Origin of the sequence: Enterobacter cloacae complex sp. SYL003 (genome assembly GCF_049236925.1) — a bacterium.
In the GTDB taxonomy this organism is placed as follows: domain Bacteria; phylum Pseudomonadota; class Gammaproteobacteria; order Enterobacterales; family Enterobacteriaceae; genus Enterobacter; species Enterobacter intestinihominis.
Window position 1 is genome coordinate 193,881 of the sequence record NZ_JBMKJK010000006.1, and the last position, 21,489, is coordinate 215,369.

A 21,489-nucleotide genomic window follows, 5' to 3' on the forward strand; every position below is an offset into this window, starting at 1 on the left:
GGCCGGGGTGAGGGCATCAGGCCGCACACAACCATGCTATGCTGTTGGCCAATTAACGACAACATAACAGGGGAGAACATGGGTTCCACACGCAAAGGGATGCTCAACGTCCTGATCGCCGCCGTTTTATGGGGCAGTTCCGGGGTTTGCGCGCAGTACATCATGGAGAAAAGCCACATTTCTTCACCTTACCTGACCATGGTTCGCCTGCTGTTTACCGGCGTGATCCTGCTGACGCTCTCCTTCGTTCACGGCGACAAGATTTTCTCGGTCATCAAAAACCGCAAAGACGCCCTCAGCCTGCTGTTTTTCTCACTGGTTGGCGCGCTCACCGTGCAGCTCACCTTCCTGCTGACGATTGAAAAATCCAACGCCGCTACGGCCACCGTGCTTCAGTTCCTGTCGCCAACCATCATCGTGGCGTGGTTCGCCCTGGCGCGGAAGAAGCGTCCCGGCATGTTTGTCCTGTCGGCGATTTTGACATCGCTTGTGGGTACCTTCCTGCTGGTGACCCACGGCGACCCGACGTCGCTCTCCATCTCGCCTGCCGCGCTGTTCTTCGGTATCGCCTCGGCGTTTGCCGCGGCGTTTTACACCACCTATCCATCAACGCTTATCGCCCGCTACGGCACGCTGCCGATTGTCGGCTGGAGTATGTTGATTGCGGGACTAATGCTGACGCCGTTCTACGCCGGACGCGGCACCACCTTCGCCATTGACGGCGGCCTGCTGCTGGCGTTTTTCTACCTGGTGGTGATTGGCACCGCGCTGACGTTCAGCCTGTATCTGAAGGGCGCGCAGATGATCGGTGGGCCGAAGGCAAGCATTTTGAGCTGCGCCGAACCCCTGAGCAGCGCGCTGCTGTCGGTGGTTTTGCTGGGGGTGGCATTCACCCTGCCGGACTGGCTGGGAACGCTGCTGATTGTGTCGTCGGTGGTGCTGATTTCGATGGATTCACGCAGAAGGGTTAAGGCATCGGCGTAAGCGAATGTCCCCTCACCCCGGCCCTCTCCCCAAAGGGGCGAGGGTGAAAAGACAGCACCGAGCAGTCCCCTCTCCCCTACGGGGAGAGGGTTAGGGTGAGGGGGAAAATTGACTACTTCGCCTTAACCTTCCCCGCCACCAGCAGCGCGGTCAGCAGCATCAGCGTACCGGAGATCACCAGCGGTGACGTCAGCCCCAGATGGTCGAGCGCTACGCCGCCCACCGCCGCGCCGCAGGTGTTCGCCAGCTGGATCACCGCCACCTGAATCGACCCGGCTTTTTCCGCCTGATCGGCAAGCGAGCGGGTGATCCACGTCGACCAGCCCACCGGCACCAGCGCAAAGGCAAAGCCCCAGACAATCGCAATCGCCGATGCGACCCACTTGTCGCTGCCCCACAGCACCAGCACCGCGGCACTGATCGCCAGCACCAGCGGCGCACCCGCCAGCGCCACCTTCAGGGAGCGTTTCAGGAACTGAGACGACAGTGAGGTGCCGACGAAGCTGGCGATACCGAAGCTCAGCAGCACCAGCGTCAGGCCATCCACGTCAAAGCCCGCCATGGTCATATACACCGGGCGAATATAGGTAAAGAAGGCAAACTGCCCGGCAAAGGCCATGAAGATGGCGGTCATCCCCGCCAGCACGCCCGGACGCTTGAGCAGCGCGAACATGTTCTGTTTGTGGTGCGCCGCTTCACCCGGCAGAGACGGTAGCGCTTTCCACACCCAGATAATGCACAGCACGCCCATCACTGCCGCCGCGTTAAAGACGTTACGCCAGCCGATAATCCCACCAAGGAAGCTGCCCAGCGGCGCGGCAATCACCAGCGCAATAGAGACCGCGCCGAAGATAACGGACAGCGCTTTTGGCACGGTGCGCGCGGGCACCAGGCGCATGGTCAGCGAGGCCGACATCGCCCAGAAGCCGCCTAACCCCAGCCCCAGGCAGGCGCGACCCAGCAGCAGCAGGGTGAAGCTTTCAGCGAAAGAGACCAGCAGGCAGGAGAGCGTCAGCAGCACGCTGAACAGAATGACCACTTTACGACGGTCAATGGTGCCAATCGCCTGGGTGATAAACAGGCTGGCGAACATCGCCACAAAGGCGGTGACGGTAACGGACTGCCCCGCCACGCCTTCGGAAATGCCCAGATCCTGCGCCATCGGCGTCAGCAGGCTGACCGGCAGAAACTCAACGGTGATCAGGCAGGCGACGCAGAACGCCACGGAGAAAACCGCCGACCAGTTGGGGCGAGACACCTCTTTGGCCTGCGGCGGAGTCGTGGGCTGGATATGTTCTGTCATGGCATCACCTGAGATAAAAACGTGCGGAAAAGTCGCGCAGTTTATCATCAAAAGTGTGACGGATTTAACGATTTGACAACTTTTGTGGTTTTAGAGGGGATCAGTGCAGATAAAACACACCTTCTTCCGGCAGAAATAGCTGGTTATAGCGCAGCTGGAAGGCGTTCAGCTCCTGCGGATCGGGCTCCATTTCGCGCATAAAGCCAAGTGCCAGTCGAATTTGCGCATCGGTAATGGGTGCGGCAAGGCGGGCTTTACGCAGCATACGGTGCCAGGTATGCAGATTCTCTTCACTGCCGTCGACAATGCAGACCTGCCAGATGAGCAGCACCTGCGCCGCATTTTGCAGATGTGCCTCGTCGGGGCGCTCAAGGTAGCGGATAAACTCATTGCCCGGCGTTTTACCGAACTGATCGATCATCGACTCGACTGGCATCGGGGTGATGCCCAGCCGCTCGCTTAAACGTTTGATGGCGCGGCGGGAGTCTGAGGTCAGGACACGAAATCCAACCACAAATACCACGGCAAGCGTTGCCAGCATTATCCAGACCATGCGTTCTCCTTAGACTAGCCGCCCATCATAGCGGGAAACGCAGCGCGTCAACAGCGGGAACGGCCAGAATAGTGAACCGAAAAAAGCTGGATAATTGCGATGAAAGCAATCCCGCGCAGGCGTGGCTGCGCGGGCTGTTGCTGAAGACCCGTCAGCGCGCCTGAAGCCCTTTCAGCAGCGCGTCGTGGAAACGTTCAGGATCCTGCATCTGCGGCGCGTGGCCCATGTCGTTAAACTCGACCAGCGTCGCGTGCGGAATGCGCTCCGCCGTCTCTTTGCCCAGCACCGCGTAATTGCCGAGCGTCTTGCGGATCTCCGGTGGGGCGAGATCTTTCCCGATGGCGGTATTGTCCTTCGTGCCGATCATCAATAATACCGGCATCTTCAGCTCGCTAAATTCATAGACAACCGGCTGGGTATAAATCATGTCGTAGAGCAGCGCCGAGTTCCACGCCACGCGAGCTTTGCCCGGCCCGTTGTTCAGCCCGGCGAGCATAGTGACCCAGCGCTCGTACTCCGGCTTCCACTCCCCGGCGTAGTAGGTGTTTTTCTCGTACTGACGAATACCGTCGGCGCTGACTTTCAGCTCGCGCTGGTACCACTGGTCGACCGTAATATGCGGCACGCCGCGCGCTTTCCAGTCTTCCAGACCAATCGGGTTCACCATCACCAGCTGCTCCACCTGCTGCGGCCACATCAACGCATAGCGGGTTGCCAGCATGCCGCCGGTCGAATGTCCTATAACCGTCACGCGCTCGACGCCCAGCGTTTTCAGCAGCGCGTGGGTGTTATCCGCCAGCTGCTGGAAGGTGTACTGGTAATGCTCCGGCTTGGTGGATTTACAAAAACCAATCTGGTCAGGGGCGATCACGCGATACCCACCGGCCGACAGCGCGCGGATAGTGCCGTCCCAGGTGCCAGCACAGAAGTTTTTGCCGTGCATCAGCACCACGGTGCGGCCGTTGGGTTTTTCCGGTTTCACGTCCAGGTAAGCCATATCCAGAGGCTGGTTCTGCGAGGTAAAGGTAAAGTGTTTTACCGGCCAGCCGTAGTCAAAACCTTCCAGCTTCTCGCCGTAGGTGGGGGCATCCGCGGCCATTGCGGGGGACGCCAGCGCCATCAGCAGCGCAAGGCAGGACAATCGTCGGGTTAACATGCAAGCTCTCCGTTAGCAAAAGGGCTAAGGCTGCACGAAAGGCGGCAGCAAAAACACTGTAGAGCATAGAGAGGAGCGAGTGTGTAAAGCGGAGTAAAGGTAGGCCGTGCAAAATAAAAAAGCCCGGCATCACACACCGGGCAAAGAAGTTACCTGCACACTCAGGCTACTTTTAATTTCTGCGCACGATTCTCACGGCGGATCTTACGCTCTTCCAGCACCGCAACCATCGCCATCAGGACGATACAGCCAATCGCGGCGGCATCCAGCGCGGCGAAGGTGCCCGCCCAGCCGGTAAGGCCGAAAATTGGCGTGCCGTCGGCGATCATCCCCAGACCCAGCTTGGCGAAGCTGTCGCCGATCAGGTAGGCGAAGGTGCCCTTAATCCCATCGGCGGCGCCGATCGCTTTTTTCGGGACGAAGCCCACTGCCGCCACACCGATCAGTAATTGCGGACCAAACACCAGGAAGCCGAGCGCGAACAGGGACGCCAGGTAAATGTACTGGTTGCTGGCGTGCTGGTAGACGCCAAGGGTGGCGATAATCAGCGCCAGCGCGACGCAGGCCACCAGCGCGCGGCGGCCATTGGCGAGGTCGGAGAGCCATCCCCACAGCAGCGTGCCGACCAGCGCGCCCACTTCAAACAGGGTGAAGCCCTGAATCGCCACTTCTTTAGAAAGCTTCAGCTCCTGGAAGGCATACACTGTGGACCACTGGTCAATGCCGATACGCACCACGTACAGGAAGATATTCGAGAAACAGAGCAGCCAAATCACTTTGTTTTTCAGCACGTACTCAACAAAGATCTGCCATTTGGACATCTCGTTTTCTTCGGTCTCTTTGTCCTCTTCGCTGATCTCTTCCCCGAACAGCTCTTCGGCTTTGCCGAGGCCGTACGACTCCGGGGAATCGCTGCCGTAGCGCAGGCCGATAAAGCCAACAATCAGGGCAATAATCGACGGGAAGATAAACATGCCGATGACGTGACCGTCGAACAGGTAGTTCGCGCCGAACAGCGCCACGCCTGCCGCACCCGCTCCGCCGAGGTTGTGGGAGATGTTCCACATGCCGAGGTACGACCCCCGCTTGCGGCGCGGCGTCCATTTGGTGATGGTGGAGTAGCTGCACGACCCGCCGGTGCTCTGGAAGAAACCGCTCAGGGCGTAAAAGGCGATCATCAGGAACAGGCTGACGGAGCCCGCGCCCATGCTGGCGCTGAAGCCGAGCATACAGATGGCAGAGAGGATCAGCATAAACGGCAGGAACTGCTTGGTGTTTTTGCCGTCCGCATAGTAGGAAACGACAGTTTTCCCCACGCCATAGGTGATGGAGAAGCCCAGGCCAATCATCCCCAACTGCGTCATGCTCAGCCCGTAGGTGGAGATCATGTCGTTCTGCGCGATGTTAAAGTTTTTGCGGATCAGGTACATAGTCAGGTAGCCGATGAAGACCACCAGATAGGACTGCATGAACGGTTTGAACCACATTTTGCGCCGCACGTCGAGCGGCAGATCCAGGGTCGGCTTGCGCACCTGATTTAAGAAGGCCAGCATGACTGAGTTACTCCTGAGCTGATTTTTGCAGCATTGTAAAAACCAGCCAGGAGAGATGCCTGAGACAGCGTCCAGGTGAAACCGGGAAAATTTCTTAGTTTTGCGCGACTCGACAGCAAAAGGTGAGGCGCGTCACGCTTCGCGTGGTGCCTGCGCGTGCAAAAACGGCAGCAACAGCAGGGCGGAGATGCCCGCCGCGATGGCGATCACCGCGAAGAACCCGCTCCAGTGCCAGATGTCGATCACCCGCGCCAGCGGCCAGCCGGAGAGCGATGCGCCGAGGTAGGCAAACAGCCCGACAAAGCCCGTCGCCGCGCCTGCCGCCTCTTTGTGGGAGCACTCTGCCGCCGCCATGCCGATCAGCATCTGCGGGCCAAAGACGAAAAAACCGATGGTGAAGAAGCACGCCGCCTGCATCACGTAGCTGGCGAACGGCATCAGCCACAGCGAGCCGACGGAGAGCAAAATTCCGGCGGCGAAGATCAGGTTCATCGGCCCGCGGTTGCCGTTGAAGAGCTTGTCCGAGCCCCAGCCCGCCACCAGCGCGCCGATAAACCCGCCCAGTTCAAACATGGTCACCGCCGAGTTGGCGGTCACCAGATCCACACCGAGCGTCTCGGACATGTACAGGTTGCCCCAGTCGTTGATGGCCGCGCGCACCACGTAGACCAGCACGTAGCAGAGCGACAGCAGCCAGATGTAGGGGTTTTTCAGTACGTATTTGGTGAGGATCTGCTGGCGGGACAGCCCGGCCCCCTCCTGCTGCTGGGCGATCTCCATCTCGTCGTGCCGCCAGTCGCCCACCGGTGGAAGGCCGACGGTTTGCGGCCTGTCGCGCAGGCGCCAGCAGAGGAACAGCCCGGCGATAATTGCCAGGCCACCGGCAATCATCATCCCCGCACGCCAGCCGTAGTGCAGCGCGGCAGCCCCCACCACCATCGGGATCAGCGCCCCGCCGACGTTATGCGCGGTATTCCATATCGCCCACCAGCCGCCGCGCTCGTTGCGTGAGTACCAGGCGGTGAGCAGGCGGGCGCAGACCGGCGCGCCCCAGCCCTGGAAGAAGGCGTTCAGCGCCCACAGCAGGGCGAAGGCCCAGAGCGAGGTGGAGAAGCCAAACAGGATGTTCACCACGCCGGTGGCGATCAGCCCAACGCCCATGAAATAGCGCGCATTGGAGCGGTCGCTGACGATGCCGGAGAAGAACTTCGACAGACCGTAGGTGATGTAAAACAGCGTCGCCAGCAGGCCGATGTCGGTGCGCGCCATCACGCCGCTGGCGAGGATTTCCGGCGCGGCGGCGTTGAAGCTTTTGCGGGTGAAGTAGAACAGCGCGTAGCCGAGCCAGATAGTGACCAGGATATGACGTCGCCAGTAGCGGTAGCGGGCGTCGATTTCCGCTTTGTTGCCTAGCGGGGCGGCGCTGGCCGGGGTTTTAAACATGGTGCGTCCTTAACGGCAAACTGACGCTGACGCGCGTCCCGTGGGTGCAGGAGATTGTCAGCGTGCCGCCGAGCGCCTTCACGCGCTCGCGCATGCCCGCCAGGCCAAAGCCCTGTTGGCCGGATCCCGGCGGCAGGCCGCAGCCGTCGTCTTCAATCACCAGCATCAGGCGCTCGTCCTGCTGCCAGCCCTGGATCGTGACCGCGCTGGCACTGGCGTGTTTGACGATGTTGTTCAGCCCCTCCTGACAGACGCGGAACAGCGTCACGCGCTGACCTTCGCTCAGGGTAGCTTCATTGATGCGCCAGTCGAGATGGCTGACTATCCCGCGGCTTTCCAGCTCCATCTCGCGCATCAGGGAACGCACCGCCTGCTCCAGGGACAGATCGTCAAGCTGGCGCGGGCGCAGCCGCCCTAACAGGCGGCGAACGGAGTCATAGACACCCAGCGAAAGCTGTTCGATATGCGCCCCGCCCTGCTTCACACCCGCGTTTTCTGCCGCCAGGCGCTGGACAATGCCCGCCTGGGTGCGGATGGCGGTGATGGTCTGGCCGATGTCATCGTGCAGCTCGCGGGCAACCTCCTGGCGCACGCTCTCTTCCGTCTCCAGCAGACGCTCCGCCAGACGGCGATTGCGCGCCAGCTCGGCTTGCAGAGACTGGTTCAGCTCGCGCAGGCGCTGGATGCCCGCCCCCAGCAGCAGCCCGGTCAGGCTCTGGGCCAGCAGCGAGAGCAACAGATCTACCGGATGATCGTGCCAGGTCTGGCTGGCGATCAGCGCGATGGCGTTCATTAGGGTCGCGATCAGCGCCCCCTGCCAGCCGTAGTGCCAGGCGAGGGCGATGATCGGCAGCGCCAGACAAAACGGCGTGAAGCGTGATAATTCAGCGGGCAGACCAAGCTGCAACCACAGGCTCACCACAAACAGCAGCAGATACCAGATCAGGTGCCGGGCGCGCCAGTTCACCGGCTGGGAGACCAGCGCCGGGCCGAGCGGCTGCCAGACGGTGCTGGTAAGGTAGTGCCAGAAAACCAGGCAGGTCGGTGCCAGCGTCAGGCCGCCGGTGAGGGTCAGCAGCAGGGCGTTGAGCCCCTCCTTTTCACCCACCCACGGCAGGGACTGCAACAGCGCGGCGGCAATCAGCGCCGCCCCCTGGCGCAGCAGCGTGCGCCAGTCGCGCTGGTGACGGTAGCGGGAAATCAGGGCAACCGGGAGAAGCGTAAGCAGGCTTCCGGTCATCAATAAAGGCAGATGCGCCAGCGCCACTTCCTGCGCCAGCCAGACCAGCAGTAGCCACTCTGCACCGAGCAAAACGGGCCAGTATCCGCGCGGGCACTGAAGCATCAGTCCCAGACGCAGGCCAAAGGGGAAAAGCAGCACCGCCAGCTCCGGGCGTTCCACCAGATGCAGGCTGATGCTCCACAGGCAGAACCATGCGGCGGAGAAGATAAAAAAGCTGGCGACGACGGCGATCAGCCGTGAAAAAACGGGGCTCATTGCCAGCTGTCAAACATACGGCGCGCCAGCTCGACATCGTTACTGACGTTGAGTTTTTCCATCAGGTTGGCGCGATGAACGTGCACGGTTTTCGGGGACAGATCCAGCTCCGCGGCAATCTCTTTCACCGACATGCCCTGGGCAAGTTTCTCTGCCACCTGACGCTCGCGCCTGGTGAGCGGATCCTGCCGTCCCGCCGCCAGCTTGATGGCGATATCGGGCGTCAGGTAGCAGCCGCCGGTGGATACGGTGCGCACGGCGGCAATCAGCTCGTCGGGGCTACAGCGTTTAGAGAGGAAGCCGCGCGCGCCCGCGTTGAGCGCCTGCTCGACCAGCGCCGGGCTGTCGTGGACCGAGAGCATAATGGTCGCCATCCCTTTCGGCAGCTGGCTTAACAGCTCCAGCCCGGAGAGATCCGGCATTGAGATGTCGCAGATACAGACCTGCACCCCGCGTCCCGGCAGGCCCGCCAGCGCCTCGCGACCGGAGCCAAACTCGGCCACGACCTGAAAATCCGGTTCGAGGTTTAAAAGCTGGGCAAAGCCGGAGCGGACGATAAGGTGGTCGTCGATAAGGGCGATGGTGGTCATGGTTTGATCCTGATGCGTGAACACGCCGGATGGCGGCGTAAACGCCTTATCCGGCCTACGTGTAACGTCCTTGCAGGCTGGATAAGCGCAGCGCCATCCGGCAAAAGCCTTTTACCTTAAGTGATTTACTCGAAAAACACCGCAATTTTGTTAAACATGGTGGGATCGGACTGGTTGCGTGCCACTTTGGTGACATCTTCCAGCTTGTCGATCTGCGCCATCATCTGCTCCAGACGCTGATCGTCGTTCACCAGTAGCCAGATGCGGCTGTGCTCGCTGCCCTGAATCGGCAGGCACAGAATGCCTTCCACGTTAAACGCACGTCGGGCAAACAGCCCGCAGACGTGGGTCATGACGCCAGGGTGGTTGCGGACGGTGAGTTCCAGAATGACGTTATCATGTTGTTTCTGCATGGTTTATTCTCCCACCATCTCAGTATTTGCCGCACCCGGCGGCACCATCGGATACACTTTTTGTTGCGCGTCGATACGCACGTGGATCAGCGCCGGGCCCGGACGAGAAATCGCATCCTGCAACGCCGCGTGGGCATCTTCTTCGGCGTTCAGATCGCAGGTGTGCAGGCCAAAACCAGCGGCAATCTGCATGAAGTTGATCATCCCCGGATAGGTCGCCGCAAACACGCCCTGCTTATAGAACAGGCTCTGCTGCTGGTGTACCAGGCCCAGCGCCTCGTTGTTCATCAGAATGATTTTGACGTCTAACTGGTTTTCGGCTGCGGTCGCCATCTCCTGAATGTTCATCATCAGGCTGCCGTCACCGGAGAAGCAGATCACCTTACGGTCCGGGTTGGCGAGCGCCGCGCCAACCGCTGCTGGCAGGCCGAAGCCCATGGTGCCAAGGCCGCCGGAGGTCAGCCACTGGCGCGGGCGGTTAAGCGGATACGCCTGGGCGGTCCACATCTGATGCTGGCCGACGTCGGTGGTGATAATCGCGCTGTCATCCACGCAGGCGGCAACGGCGTTGATAAGGCCATAGTGGCTCAGCGGGTCGCCCTCGGTTGGGATAGCGCCCGGGAACTCGCGTTGCAGATCGGCCACCAGCTGGCGCCAGTCGGCGCGGTCGGTTGCCTCCGTCTGTGGGATCAGCTGTGCCAGCACCTCGGCCACGTCGCCCTGAATCGCCACGTGCGGCTGCTTGATTTTACCCAGCTCGGCGCGGTCGATATCCACGTGAATGATTTTGGCGTTCGGGCAGAACTCCTCAGTTTTGCCGATCGCCCGGTCATCAAAACGCGCCCCCATAACAATCAGCAAATCCGCCTCTTGCAGGATGTAGTTGGTGCTGCGCGCGCCGTGCATGCCCAGCATCCCTAAAGACAATGGGTGCGCTTTTGGCAGCATGCCGAGCGCCATCAGGGTCATGGTGGTAGGCAGGCTGGATTTTTCAGCGAACTGACGGATTTCATCCGCGGCGTTGATCGCCCCGCCGCCCAGATAGAGCACCGGGCGTTTCGCCGCGTTAATCATGGCGGCGGCATCGCGCACGCTCTCAACGCTGAATTCCGGCGCCGGGGCACGCTTGCCCGGCTCGGGCAGGACGTCGATCTCAATTTCTGCGGTCTGGACATCCTTAGGAATGTCTATCCACACCGGACCCGGGCGGCCAGACTGGGCAATGCGAAACGCATCGCTGATCACCTGAGGCAGCTCGCTGATATCGCGAACTAAATAGTTATGTTTGGTGATGGGGATAGAGATACCGTAGGTATCCACTTCCTGGAACGCATCGGTACCGATCATCGAGGACGGCACCTGGCCGGTAATGCAGATCAGCGGAATGGAGTCGAGGCGCGCATCGGCGATGGCGGTCACCAGGTTAGTGGCGCCCGGCCCGCTGCAGGCCATACAGACCGCCGGTTTACCCTGGGTACGCGCCATGCCCTGAGCGATAAAGCCTGCGCCCTGCTCGTGGCGCGCCAGCACGTGGCGGATCTGTGTGCTTTGGCTTAACGCATCATACAGCGGCAGCACGGTCCCACCCGGGATGCCCGCAACGGTGGTGATGCCCTGTCGTTCCAGTAAATGAACAATCAGCTGCGCGCCGGTGAAACGCGTTTTTGTGTATGTTGTGCCCGAACTTGCCATGCTCCAGTCCTTTTCTTCTGAGCCAGCTTTACGCGTCGTAGTTCAGGTTGCAGATGCGTTGGCTGCGTTCCCTCACCCCAGTCACGTACCTATGTACGCTCCTGGGGATTCGCTCACTTGCCGTCTTCCTGCAACCCGAACTACTTAGCGTATCCGGGAGGGGTCCTAAACGAAAAACCCCGCCCGGTTTGCGCCGGCGGGGTTTTGGATTCGTGTGTTGATCCAGTCCCTACGGCGCATTGCCGACGACCACCACCACACGCACGACGACCACTGCGGCAGGTTGCGCAGTTTTTAGTAGGGTCGAAGTGAAGATGGATGAAGTCATTGGGGACCTGTGTTTGGAATCATTGATAGAATTTATACAAACACAGGTTTTCGGATGTGACAATGGAAATATTTTCAACTGCGCAAAAATGCGTCAGGGATCACGTTTTGTTTGTTGGGCGATGACACTCAATAAAGGGTTTTTACTCACTCAATAAATAGCGCAGGTGATACCCCAAATCTGGCCGCCAGCTTTTTAATATGGTTCAGAGTAAGCTGTCTCTGACCATTCAGAACCCGTGAAACCATCGATTTACTACCAATTTCATCCTTAAAATCCGATATCGTCAGATTGTATTGATCCATCAAGGTTCTCAAAACTGCAATTCCGACGGGAACGGACTCCATCTCCTTGCGTAATGCGACTATCTCTGGCCGATTAGCTTCGTAATGGCTAATTCTGGCGCAAACAATATCCAGCAAGGGGCTATTGGGCTCGTTCATAAGGAGATACTCAACCAGCTCAAGCGCATCCTTATAATCTTTCTCGCTCGGCTGTTCACCCAGTAAAGGAACGGCCGCAACAAGGGCGTGCGTAGCTTTCATTGCATCAGCGACGATCATCATTTCTTCCCCTTAGTGCGATGTTTCTCCGTAAAACGGTCATATTCCTTATGAGTAAAAACATGGCGCACATAAAACTTTTGGCTTTCAAAGAATATGAGAGCCACTACTCTGAGATTGTTATTTGCAATATCAATAACATAATGCTTATCAAGATACTTGAAGTTATCCAGCGTTGGGAAAAGTTTTCTCAGTGCAGCGGGCGTCGGGCAGTGGCTCTTTTCAATAACTCGTCCTAAAAAGAGAAGCTCTTCTCTGTATTGCGGGAACTGGCTTACCGCATCCAAAATTGCCTTCATTGAGATTAAATGCATCCTGCTTGCCTGCCGCGTCCGTTGCCATTATGGCAACGATAACACCTATTGCCAATAAGTCAACGGAGGATACTATTTTCACTTCGTCAGAAAACAAAAAACCCCGCCTAAGCGAGGTTTTTATCAGGGTTTTGCGGTTGGTTGCCGCAGAACACACTGTGTTACGTCAACGCAAAAAGTATACGCGATCGAAGACGAACGCGCAATTCCGGCACGGATTTTGACGTTTTTGAGTATGGATCGCCTTCCAAAATTTGTCCATAAAATACTGTTCATGCATACAGTATTTATCTATACTGAGGGTGTTCGCAGTGAGCGAGGGGGCCGCAGTTTACCGGCGCAACGAAGTCCTGGCTGAAACGGGTGGTGCCGTCAGTGCCTTAACCCCTGAAGTGAGCACACTGTGTTACGTCAATCCAGGTGCTGGCCACAGGCGGCGGAAAGGTACGCCAGCATCGTGCTCCTTTTAACCAAAAGGAGACGCGTATGAGCGTCGTGGATATGGTCATACTTGTCCTCAAACTCATTGTTGCTGTATTGCAACTGCTTGATGCTGTCCTGAAATACGTTAAGTGATTCAGGTTCAAGTCGCACCTGAGAGGGGCGGGCAACCGCCCCTCTTTAATAACGAGGGAATGCTATGTCGCGTCTGTTAATTGAGCCTGTTACCCCTGATGAACCGGGCTATATCGCCCTGAAGGCCGAGAGTATCGCGTTAAATTTCAATATGCTGCGCAGGCTGGAAGAGAACTGGCAGCGCGGTGAGAATCGCTTTAACGCGCCGGGTGAAAAGCTGCTGGGGGCGTTTCTTAACGGCAGGCTGGTGGGCGTGTGCGGTCTAAATCGCGATCCATTCAGCCAGCAGCCGCGCGCCGGACGTATTCGTCATCTCTACGTCAGCGAAAAGTGCCGTGGGCTGGGGATTGGAAAACAACTTTTGACCGTGGTGATGGCGGATGCCAGCATCTGGTTTGATTTTCTTAATACCCATGCGCCGGAAACCGCGTACGGATTTTATCATCGGGCGGGCTTCAGGCTTGTGTCAGACGAGCCCCGGGTGACGCACCGCCTTTTTTGCGCAGTGTAAGCGGCTGGCAGCCTCGACGGGGGAATGTTACAGTTGGATGACATTTCACCAACCGATCCGCCATGTCCATCACCGTTTTCTGCATTTTACTGTTCGCCGCACTGCTGCATGCCAGCTGGAACGCCATCGTTAAGGCCGGAACGGACAAGCTCTACTCGACGATCGGCGTTAGCGGTTCAGCCGCGCTTATTGCCCTGATTTTACTGCCTTTCTCTCCCCAGCCGACGGCTGCAAGCTGGCCATATTTGTTCGTCTCCTGTGCGTTACACTGCTCGGCGGCGTCGGGACGATGGGATCTTACGGTCTGGCACTCTGGGCGATGACTCAGGCGCCGCTGGCGGTGGTCGCCGCACTACGTGAAACCTCTATTCTCTTCGGCGCATTCATCGCATTTGTGCTTTTAAAAGAGAAGGTTGGGGGCCTGCGCATCGCGGCGGCGCTGGGTATTGCAGCCGGTGCGGTCCTGCTGCGCCTGGCGTAATTTGCTGGCAACATTAGTTGCCGATCTTGTTTACAAATCCTGCCTTCACGCCTTCTGTCATTCATCACAGTAATGCTTAAATTGTCATCTCTCTGTGGTAGATTCCTCGCGCATTTATGGGAATGCGTAGTCACTTATTCTTTATTTATCTCTTTTGGCAAAAGTATTCAGCGACATGAAAAAGCAACGGAACGTGAACTTATTGTTGATGCTGGTGTTACTGGTGGCCGTCGGGCAGATGGCGCAAACCATCTACATTCCGGCGATTGCCGATATGGCAAAAGATCTGAGCGTCCGCGAAGGTGCGGTACAGAGCGTGATGGCAGCCTACCTGCTGACCTATGGCGTTTCACAGCTGGTTTATGGTCCCCTGTCCGATCGCGTCGGGCGTCGTCCGGTCATTCTGGTGGGCATGAGCATTTTCATGGTGGCGACGGTGATTGCCATTACTACGCACAGCCTGACCATCCTGATTGCCGCCAGCGCCCTCCAGGGCGTGGGCACCGGCGTCGGCGGGGTCATGGCGCGTACCCTGCCGCGTGATATGTACCAGGGCACCCAGCTTCGCCACGCCAACAGTCTGTTAAATATGGGCATTCTGGTCAGCCCGCTGCTCGCCCCGCTGATTGGGGGTCTGCTGGACACCGTCTGGTCCTGGCGCGCCTGTTACGCCTTCCTGCTGGTGCTGTGCATTATTGTCACCTTCAGCATGGCGCGCTGGATGCCGGAAACACGTCCGCAGGACGCGCCGCGCACGAAGCTCATCGCCAGCTACAAAACGCTGTTCGGTAATGGGTCGTTTACCTGTTATCTGTTGATGCTAATCGGCGGCCTGGCGGGCATTGCGGTGTTTGAAGCCTGTTCCGGCGTACTGCTGGGCGCAGGCCTTGGCCTGAGCAGCATGGTGGTGAGCATTTTGTTTATTCTGCCGATCCCGGCGGCGTTCTTCGGCGCATGGTTCGCCGGACGTCCGAACAAACGCTTCTCTACGCTGATGTGGCAGTCGGTGATCAGCTGTCTGCTGGCCGGGCTGATGATGTGGATCCCGGGGCTGTTTGACGTGATGTCGGTCTGGACGTTGCTTATCCCGGCAGCGCTGTTCTTCTTCGGCGCGGGCATGCTGTTCCCGCTCGCCACCAGCGGCGCAATGGAGCCGTTCCCGTTCCTCGCGGGCACCGCTGGTGCCCTGGTCGGCGGTTTACAGAATATCGGTTCCGGCGCGCTGGCCTGGCTTTCGGCTATGATGCCGCAGACCGGGCAGGCGAGTTTGGGCCTGCTGATGACCCTGATGGGGCTGCTGATTTTGCTGTGCTGGCTGCCGCTGGCGTCGCGCGTCCCGCATCACGAACAGCCGGTTTAACCGCATGATGGCCCGGCTTCTCGCCGGGCTTTTCACACACGGGCGCAATCATCGCCTGTAATAACGGCTCTGGCGCAGGCCGCCAGGCACCCTCTTCCCCGTCGTAAAACTGGAAGTCCGCGTTAAGCGCATACGGGATTTTCGCCTTTTGCAGCTCGCAGGCCATAAAGTTGGCGAAGGCCATTTGCGAAGCGGTTGGTGTGAGGTGGTTTGACTCCCCCACGCCCCAGCCCCCGACCCAGCTAACGTGCCCGGTTTTTTGCTGCCAGTGCAGCGCGGCATTGATTCGGTTACGGATAGCCGCTTTCTCAGCCGCGGTTCCGGACGTCCACGGGTATCTGCCGTTCGTTTTCAGCGGACCCCAGGGGAAAATATGCCATTCCGCCAGCAGGTAATTCTGGCTGTGTGCGGGCAGCTTCAGGCTGGATAAATCCTCCGGCGCGGCGCGCAGACGAGGGGCGATAAAAATCATGCGGCTGGCATCAATGGCGTGAATGTCTTTGATCGCTTTCTCATACACCCGGATGAGCGAAGCAACGTTGTGGTTGAGCTTGTCCGCCGGTTCGTAGATCAGGTCAAACCCCAGCAATGGCGAGCGCTGACCAAAATAGTGCGCCACGGCAATCCACCAGTTGATCACCGCTTTTTCGGTATCCGCTTTCGGATCGTTTTTATATTCATCGGCCTGATAGGCGATGATGGGGATGACGCCGTATTGCTCGCAGGCCTCCACCAGCTTACGCAGGTGAATCAGCCGCGCTTCCGTCGGTTCGCCCGCCACCCGAATACGGACATGATGTATGCCTTTCGCCTGGAAATCACGGACCACCAACGGGTCGAATTCGCGTATACCGCGCTCGGTGCGGGCCCAGTCGACATCCATTCCGACGCCCAACATCTGCGCGTAACGGGCAGCCGTCAGGGGTGGCTCAGCGGCACAGGCCCAGCCGGAAGCGAGCGCTAACACGGTGACAATGAACGGCTTTAACACGACGCCCCTTGCAAATAATCAAATGCTTTACTCTGTATTTAGCATGCTTTTTCACAATTGGTGTAGAGTCAAAACGAACTAAATTCTGAGACAGATTATGAAAACGACTGACCTGATCGGCCTCATTGACCGGTTTCCGCTGCTGGCGGATTTGATTGCCCTGAAAGAGATCACCTGGCTTAATCCGAACACCACGACGCTGGCGGAAGGGTTGCCATATGTCGGGCTGACCAAAGCCGACGTGGACGACGCGCATGCGCGCCTGAAACGCTTCGCGCCGTATCTGGCGAAAGCCTTCCCGGAAACGGCGGCAACGGGCGGGATTATCGAATCCGAACTGGTCGCTATCCCGGCGATGCAAAAGCGGCTGGAGAAAGAGTCTGGCAAGACCATTCCAGGCACGCTGCTGCTGAAAAAAGACAGCCATCTGCCGATTTCCGGCTCCATTAAAGCGCGCGGCGGTATCTATGAGGTGCTGGCCCATGCGGAAAAACTGGCGCTGGAAGCCGGGTTGCTGAGCGTTGAAGATGACTACAGCATCATGCTGGAGCCACGCTTTAAAGCCTTCTTCAGCCAGTACAGCATCGCGGTGGGTTCAACCGGCAACCTGGGGGTGTCCATCGGCATTATGAGCGCGCGCATCGGCTTTAAGGTCACGGTGCATATGTCCGCAGACGCCCGCGAGTGGAAGAAAGCCAAACTGCGCAGCCACGGCGCGATCGTCGTGGAATATGAGCAGGATTATGGCGTGGCGGTGGAGCAAGGGCGCAAAGCGGCGGAAAGCGATCCAAACTGTTTCTTTATTGACGATGAGAACTCACGCACGCTGTTCCTGGGCTATGCGGTTGCAGGTGAGCGCCTGAAAGCGCAGTTTGCCGCGCAGGGGCGCGCGGTGGATGCTGAACATCCGTTGAATGTCTATCTGCCGTGCGGCGTCGGCGGCGGCCCCGGCGGCGTGGCGTTTGGCCTGAAGCTGGCCTTTGGCGATAACGTCCACTGTTTCTTCGCCGAGCCCACGCACTCCCCGTGCATGCTGCTGGGCGTTTACACCGGGCTGCACGATGAAATCGCCGTGCAGGATCTGGGTATTGATAACGTGACGGCGGCGGACGGTCTGGCGGTAGGTCGCGCGTCTGGCTTCGTGGGCCGCGCGATGGAGCGTCTGCTTGACGGGTTCTATACCCTCGCCGATCAAAGCATGTACGACCTGCTCGGCTGGCTGGCGCAGGAAGAAGGCATTTGTCTGGAGCCGTCGGCGCTGGCGGGGATGGCCGGGCCGGTACGCATAACGGCGAATGCTAACACTACACACCTGGTCTGGGCGACCGGCGGCGGCATGGTGCCGGAAGACGAGATGGCGAAATATTTAGCGAAAGGGAAGTAAATATGCCGGGTGGCGGCTGCGCCTTACCCGGCCTACAGGTGCAAAATTTGTTGAATGTGGGTGACCGCAAACAGCAGTGACAGCGACAGCACGGCCAGGGCGATAAGGAACTTATCCCGCACCGCCTTCGGCTGTACAAAGTCGCTCTGCGCCACGTCCATCAGGTTACGGCTGCGGGTGTAGCGCCATAAAATGATGGCTACCAGCGCCAGCACAACAATGGAGATCCAGAATGGCGCCCCCGTGCGGTGCCAGTTGTGCTTAATGGCAAGCGCGATCAACGCACCATACCCAAGCAGCGTGCGCAGCCAGGCCAGCGAGGTTCGCTCCGGCTGAAGCCCGGGGTCCGCTTCCCGCCGCGCTTTGCGGCTATCCGGCATACAGCACCAGTAACATCACTACGCCCGCAACCATCAGCAAAATCGTACTGATGATGAGCAAACCGCGCGTGTAGGGGAGATCCTGCTTCAGACGCATCGCTTTTTCATTTCTCAGCCAGCGCAGATAGCCATAAATCGCCAGCACGCCGGCAATCAGGCACAGCAGCAGGGCCAGCACTTCGCGAATCAACGGAGTGGCAAAATCGGGGGCGAGCTGATCAAGGCCGACGCCTGCGGCCAGAAAGCCCAGGGCGGTGCGGATCCACGCTAAGAACGTGCGTTCGTTAGCCAGTGAGAAGCGGTAGTCCGGCGCTTCACCGAGGCGGGAAATGTTCATGAAGGTTCCTTGTCGTGCATCATGCAGGCTTCAGCATAGCGTAATTCAGCCAGGACAAGGAGACCGGCATCTGGCGATGCCGGTCAGAAAGATTAGTGCAGCTCTGGCCAGTAATCCTTATTAGCTTCAATCAGATCGTCCAGAATCGCCTTCGCCACCGATGCGCTCGGTACGGTTTTCGACAGGGTAATCGCCTGCCAGAGTTTCTGATACGAGCGCTGCTCCCAGGCGTCCACCACCAGTTTTTCCACCGCCACCTGCTGGCTCATGAGCCCTTTCTGGAAGTGCGGAATATCACCCACGGTCAGCGGCTCCGGTCCGTTGTGGCCGACCAGACACGGAATTTCTACCATCGCGTCGGCGTCAAAATTATGGATAGCCCCATTGTTAGGCACAATCAGCAACATGCGTTCCTGGGTATTAAAGGCAATCGCGGTCGCCAGATCGACGATGTACGATGCATGTTCGTCGATTTCCAGTTCACCGGCAGAAGAATGACCGGCTTCGATAATCGCCCGGCATGAACTGAATACATGCTTCTCACGGTGATCCATCACTTCATTGGCGCGGGTACGCTCCGGGTTGGAATGGGCGACCACATAGTCCGGGAACAGGTAATACTTCAGGTAGGTGTTCGGCATGGTGTCCGGATCCAGCGCCTGTACGTCTTTGGCCTTGGCGAAGGTATCGTTCCAGCTCGCTTCAGTATGCACATCTTCCGAAGGCGGAACATAACCGTTTTTCGCCACGTATTCGCGCAGCTTCGGCATCAGATCGTTGCCGTTCAGATCTTCAATCGACGTCCACCAGCCGAAGTGGTTCAGACCGTAGTAGCGCACGCGCATCTCTTTGCGGTCTTTCAGGCCGACGATTTGCGCCATACGGCCTTCAATGCCGATCGGCATGTCGCAGATGTTGAGGATTTTCGCGTTCGGACGCAGGCGGCGCGTGGCTTCCGCGACAATCGCCGCCGGGTTGGAGTAGTTCAGCATCCACGCGTTCGGGGAGTACTGCTCCATATAATCTACCAGCTCAAGCACGCCGCCGATGGAGCGCATGCCGTAGGAGATGCCGCCCGGCCCGCACGTTTCCTGGCCCAGCACGCCGTGGCGCAGCGGGATTTTTTCATCTTTTTCACGCATCGGGTATTTGCCCACGCGAATATGCGCCATCACGAAATCCACATCGGTAAAGGCTGCTTTCGGATCGGTGGTGTAACTAAATTCAATCTCAGGCGCCTGCTCCCTGAGGATGATTTTGCACGCCTCCGCGATAACCTCCTGACGTGCTCCGTCATTGTCATAGAACTTCAGCGCACGTAGCGGGAAACGGTCACGGTTGGCTAACAGCATCAGGACGATACCAGGCGTGAATGTACTGCCGCCGCCTGCAATAACAACTGAGAATTTTTTCATGATATAGCCTCTGTCAGAGTGGTTTGTTCGTTTGTTAAAGGGGTTTTCATCAGCGATTCCAGCTGGTCGCGCACCTGAGGAACGTGCAGACCGACAATCACCTGAATGCCGTTGCCGCGTCGCACCACACCGTGTGCGCCCAGGGCTTTGAAGACGTCGTCGCTTTGGGTTTTCGTCATATCCACCAGGGCGATACGCAGGCGGGTGGCGCAGTTATTGATACTTTCGATATTTGCTGCGCCGCCGAGCGCCTGTAAGAACCCAGCGGCCTGTCCGACCTGCTGGCTGGCTGCTGCCGGGGCGGTGGTTTGCCCACGCGCCGCCTTATAGTCGGCCTTGCTGTAGAGCTTGATTTCGCTCTCTTCCCGGCCCGGCGTTTTTAGATTCAGACGTTCGATAAGCGTCCTGAAGACCACGAAATAGAGAGCGGTGAAGCAGAGGCCGATGCCAATCTGGGTGAATACCGTCGAGGCGTGGTTATGGAACATCGGGATCCAGTTTTGCGGCAGGAACTGGTCCAGCAGACCGCCCCCCATGTTCCCCACCACCCCGAAGGTATACATCACCGTCGCCATCGTTGCGGCCAGCACGGCGTGGATAGCAAACAGCAACGGCGAGATAAACAGGAAGGTGAACTCCAGCGGTTCGGTAATACCCACCAGCACGGCGGTAAGCGTGGCCGGAACCAGCAGCCCCGCAACCTTGACGCGGTTTTCCGGCGACGCGGTGTACCAGATCGCCAGCGCAATCCCGACCGAGCCAAACACTTTCGAATTGCCGTGCAGGGCGAAGCCGCCTTCAGGGAACAGTGTTTTCAGCGGCACAGTGCTCTGGCTGAATTCCTGCAGGTGCTGCGCCCAGTAGACCTGAATGCCGCCCTCTACCGCCGCCGGGCCGAAGATAAACGGGCCGTAGACAAAGTGGTGCAATCCGGTTGGGATCAGAATGCGTTCCAGGAAGGTATAGACCCATACGCCGAGCGCACCGGCAGAGCGCAGGAACGCCTGCAGGGACTCAATGCCCATCTGCACTTTCGGCCAGCCCAGCAACGTCAGCCAGGCGCAGGGGATCATCACGAAGAACGCGAGGATAACGACAAACGAGGTGCCCTGGAAAATCCCCAGGAAGACTGGCAACGGCTTGTCGAAAAATCGGTTGTGGATGGCGGTGACGAGCCCGGAAATGATAATCGCCCCGATGATGCTGGTATCAAGCGTTTTGATTCCGGCAATCATCGCCAGCCCGCTGCCAGCAGTGGGTTCAGCAGAGAAGTCGACGCCAAAGAAGTGACCCCAGGTCATCCCCATCGCGTTGATAAAGTAGTTCCAGGTCAGAAAGCTAATCAGCACCGCCAGACAGGCGCGGCCCTGCGCCTGCTTTGCCAGGCCAATCGGTAAGCCGACAGCAAAAATCAGCGGCATATTGCGGAACACCGCCCAGCCGCCCTCTTCGATGATGTGAACAATCTGCGCGAACAGATGATCGGGGGCCGTTAAAGCTTCGCCGACAAACAGCGGGTTGCGAAGCATGATGGCGATCCCGACCACGATCCCGGCAAAGGGAAACAGTAAAACCGGGGTGAACATGGCGCCGCCAAAACGTTGTATTTGACTGAGCATTTTTAAATCCTCATGAAACAACCTGTAGGGGTAGAGGCCTTTATG

General features: G+C 58.5%; 21 protein-coding genes and 2 pseudogenes. 6 read left to right on the plus strand and 17 right to left on the minus strand.

Translation table 11 applies throughout. From position 1 onward, the window contains the following. The first annotated feature begins 78 nt into the window (after nt 1–78). Nucleotides 79–984, plus strand: a complete 906-nt coding sequence (locus ACOT1A_RS10175; RefSeq protein ID WP_023298973.1) for an EamA family transporter — start codon at nt 79–81, stop codon at nt 982–984. A gap of 112 nt (nt 985–1,096) precedes the next feature. On the opposite strand, the gene nepI is transcribed toward ACOT1A_RS10175, so the two are convergent. From nepI to ACOT1A_RS10235, 12 genes are all read right to left on the minus strand, one after another. After that, a complete protein-coding gene (nepI, locus tag ACOT1A_RS10180; RefSeq protein WP_023298972.1) occupies nt 1,097–2,287 on the minus strand; it encodes a purine ribonucleoside efflux pump NepI in 1,191 nt (396 codons plus the stop codon). A 100-nt stretch (nt 2,288–2,387) separates the two neighbouring features. After that, nucleotides 2,388–2,840, minus strand: coding sequence for a DUF1198 domain-containing protein (locus ACOT1A_RS10185; protein ID WP_014830062.1), 453 nt, complete (start codon nt 2,838–2,840; stop codon nt 2,388–2,390). A gap of 151 nt (nt 2,841–2,991) precedes the next feature. Further along, nucleotides 2,992–3,996: an alpha/beta fold hydrolase gene (locus ACOT1A_RS10190; protein WP_058677100.1), complete on the minus strand. Its 1,005-nt coding sequence runs from the start codon at nt 3,994–3,996 to the stop codon at nt 2,992–2,994. 161 nt (nt 3,997–4,157) lie between these two features. Further along, complete coding sequence (gene uhpT / locus ACOT1A_RS10195) at nt 4,158–5,549, minus strand: hexose-6-phosphate:phosphate antiporter (protein ID WP_023298970.1); 1,392 nt, start codon at nt 5,547–5,549, stop codon at nt 4,158–4,160. Nucleotides 5,550–5,681: 132 nt separating this feature from the next. Further along, nucleotides 5,682–6,992, minus strand: a complete 1,311-nt coding sequence (locus ACOT1A_RS10200) for an MFS transporter (protein WP_038414992.1) — start codon at nt 6,990–6,992, stop codon at nt 5,682–5,684. Then, a complete protein-coding gene (uhpB, locus tag ACOT1A_RS10205) occupies nt 6,985–8,490 on the minus strand; it encodes a signal transduction histidine-protein kinase/phosphatase UhpB (RefSeq protein ID WP_276169978.1) in 1,506 nt (501 codons plus the stop codon). The genes ACOT1A_RS10200 and uhpB overlap by 8 nt, the downstream gene beginning before the upstream one ends. Continuing rightward, nucleotides 8,487–9,080, minus strand: a complete 594-nt coding sequence (uhpA, locus tag ACOT1A_RS10210; protein WP_022646555.1) for a transcriptional regulator UhpA — start codon at nt 9,078–9,080, stop codon at nt 8,487–8,489. Before uhpA ends, uhpB begins: the two co-directional genes overlap by 4 nt. Nucleotides 9,081–9,205: 125 nt before the next feature. Next, the gene (gene ilvN / locus ACOT1A_RS10215) at nt 9,206–9,493 is read right to left on the minus strand and encodes an acetolactate synthase small subunit (RefSeq protein WP_010426528.1); all 288 of its coding nucleotides are present in this window, start codon (nt 9,491–9,493) and stop codon (nt 9,206–9,208) included. A 3-nt stretch (nt 9,494–9,496) separates the two neighbouring features. Next, nucleotides 9,497–11,185: an acetolactate synthase large subunit gene (ilvB, locus tag ACOT1A_RS10220; protein WP_276169977.1), complete on the minus strand. Its 1,689-nt coding sequence runs from the start codon at nt 11,183–11,185 to the stop codon at nt 9,497–9,499. 229 nt (nt 11,186–11,414) lie between these two features. Next, nucleotides 11,415–11,513 (minus strand): ilvB operon leader peptide IvbL, encoded by a 99-nt coding sequence (gene ivbL, locus ACOT1A_RS10225; RefSeq protein ID WP_057979964.1) that lies wholly within the window; start codon nt 11,511–11,513, stop codon nt 11,415–11,417. Nucleotides 11,514–11,659: 146 nt separating this feature from the next. After that, a complete protein-coding gene (locus ACOT1A_RS10230) occupies nt 11,660–12,079 on the minus strand; it encodes a helix-turn-helix domain-containing protein (RefSeq protein WP_022646553.1) in 420 nt (139 codons plus the stop codon). After that, nucleotides 12,076–12,390 (minus strand): type II toxin-antitoxin system HigB family toxin, encoded by a 315-nt coding sequence (locus ACOT1A_RS10235; RefSeq protein ID WP_022646552.1) that lies wholly within the window; start codon nt 12,388–12,390, stop codon nt 12,076–12,078. Before ACOT1A_RS10235 ends, ACOT1A_RS10230 begins: the two co-directional genes overlap by 4 nt. 486 nt (nt 12,391–12,876) lie before the next feature. Between ACOT1A_RS10235 and tisB the strand changes: the two genes are divergently transcribed. The 4 genes and pseudogenes from tisB to emrD all read left to right on the plus strand — a co-directional run bounded on the left by tisB (nt 12,877) and on the right by emrD (nt 15,318). Further along, nucleotides 12,877–12,966: a type I toxin-antitoxin system toxin TisB gene (gene tisB / locus ACOT1A_RS10240; RefSeq protein ID WP_022646551.1), complete on the plus strand. Its 90-nt coding sequence runs from the start codon at nt 12,877–12,879 to the stop codon at nt 12,964–12,966. A gap of 64 nt (nt 12,967–13,030) precedes the next feature. Then, nucleotides 13,031–13,477 (plus strand): GNAT family N-acetyltransferase, encoded by a 447-nt coding sequence (locus ACOT1A_RS10245; RefSeq protein WP_023298965.1) that lies wholly within the window; start codon nt 13,031–13,033, stop codon nt 13,475–13,477. A 62-nt stretch (nt 13,478–13,539) separates the two neighbouring features. Next, nucleotides 13,540–13,958, plus strand: a pseudogene (locus ACOT1A_RS10250) (EamA family transporter). A gap of 175 nt (nt 13,959–14,133) precedes the next feature. Continuing rightward, a complete protein-coding gene (gene emrD, locus ACOT1A_RS10255; protein WP_023298963.1) occupies nt 14,134–15,318 on the plus strand; it encodes a multidrug efflux MFS transporter EmrD in 1,185 nt (394 codons plus the stop codon). On the opposite strand, the pseudogene ACOT1A_RS10260 reads toward emrD, so the two are convergent. Next, nucleotides 15,224–16,309, minus strand: a pseudogene (locus tag ACOT1A_RS10260) (cellulase family glycosylhydrolase); the annotation flags it as partial. The gene emrD and the pseudogene ACOT1A_RS10260 sit on opposite strands and share 95 nt — an antisense overlap. Before the next feature lie 97 nt (nt 16,310–16,406). Between ACOT1A_RS10260 and dsdA the strand changes: the two are divergent. Further along, entirely contained in the window at nt 16,407–17,693 is a 1,287-nt protein-coding gene (dsdA, locus tag ACOT1A_RS10265; RefSeq protein ID WP_045308260.1) for a D-serine ammonia-lyase, read from the plus strand. Nucleotides 17,694–17,725: 32 nt separating this feature from the next. Here dsdA and ACOT1A_RS10270 read toward each other — a convergent pair whose 3' ends face one another. The 4 genes from ACOT1A_RS10270 to ACOT1A_RS10285 form a co-directional block, all read right to left on the minus strand. Beyond that, nucleotides 17,726–18,073 (minus strand): DUF202 domain-containing protein, encoded by a 348-nt coding sequence (locus ACOT1A_RS10270; protein WP_022646545.1) that lies wholly within the window; start codon nt 18,071–18,073, stop codon nt 17,726–17,728. Then, on the minus strand, nt 18,063–18,410 hold the full coding sequence (locus tag ACOT1A_RS10275; protein ID WP_003861080.1) for a YidH family protein: 348 nt from the start codon (nt 18,408–18,410) through the stop codon (nt 18,063–18,065). Before ACOT1A_RS10275 ends, ACOT1A_RS10270 begins: the two co-directional genes overlap by 11 nt. A gap of 92 nt (nt 18,411–18,502) precedes the next feature. Continuing rightward, entirely contained in the window at nt 18,503–19,825 is a 1,323-nt protein-coding gene (locus tag ACOT1A_RS10280) for a 6-phospho-alpha-glucosidase (RefSeq protein WP_045308261.1), read from the minus strand. Beyond that, on the minus strand, nt 19,822–21,444 hold the full coding sequence (locus tag ACOT1A_RS10285; protein ID WP_022646542.1) for an alpha-glucoside-specific PTS transporter subunit IIBC: 1,623 nt from the start codon (nt 21,442–21,444) through the stop codon (nt 19,822–19,824). Before ACOT1A_RS10285 ends, ACOT1A_RS10280 begins: the two co-directional genes overlap by 4 nt. Between the last annotated feature and the right edge of the window lie 45 nt (nt 21,445–21,489).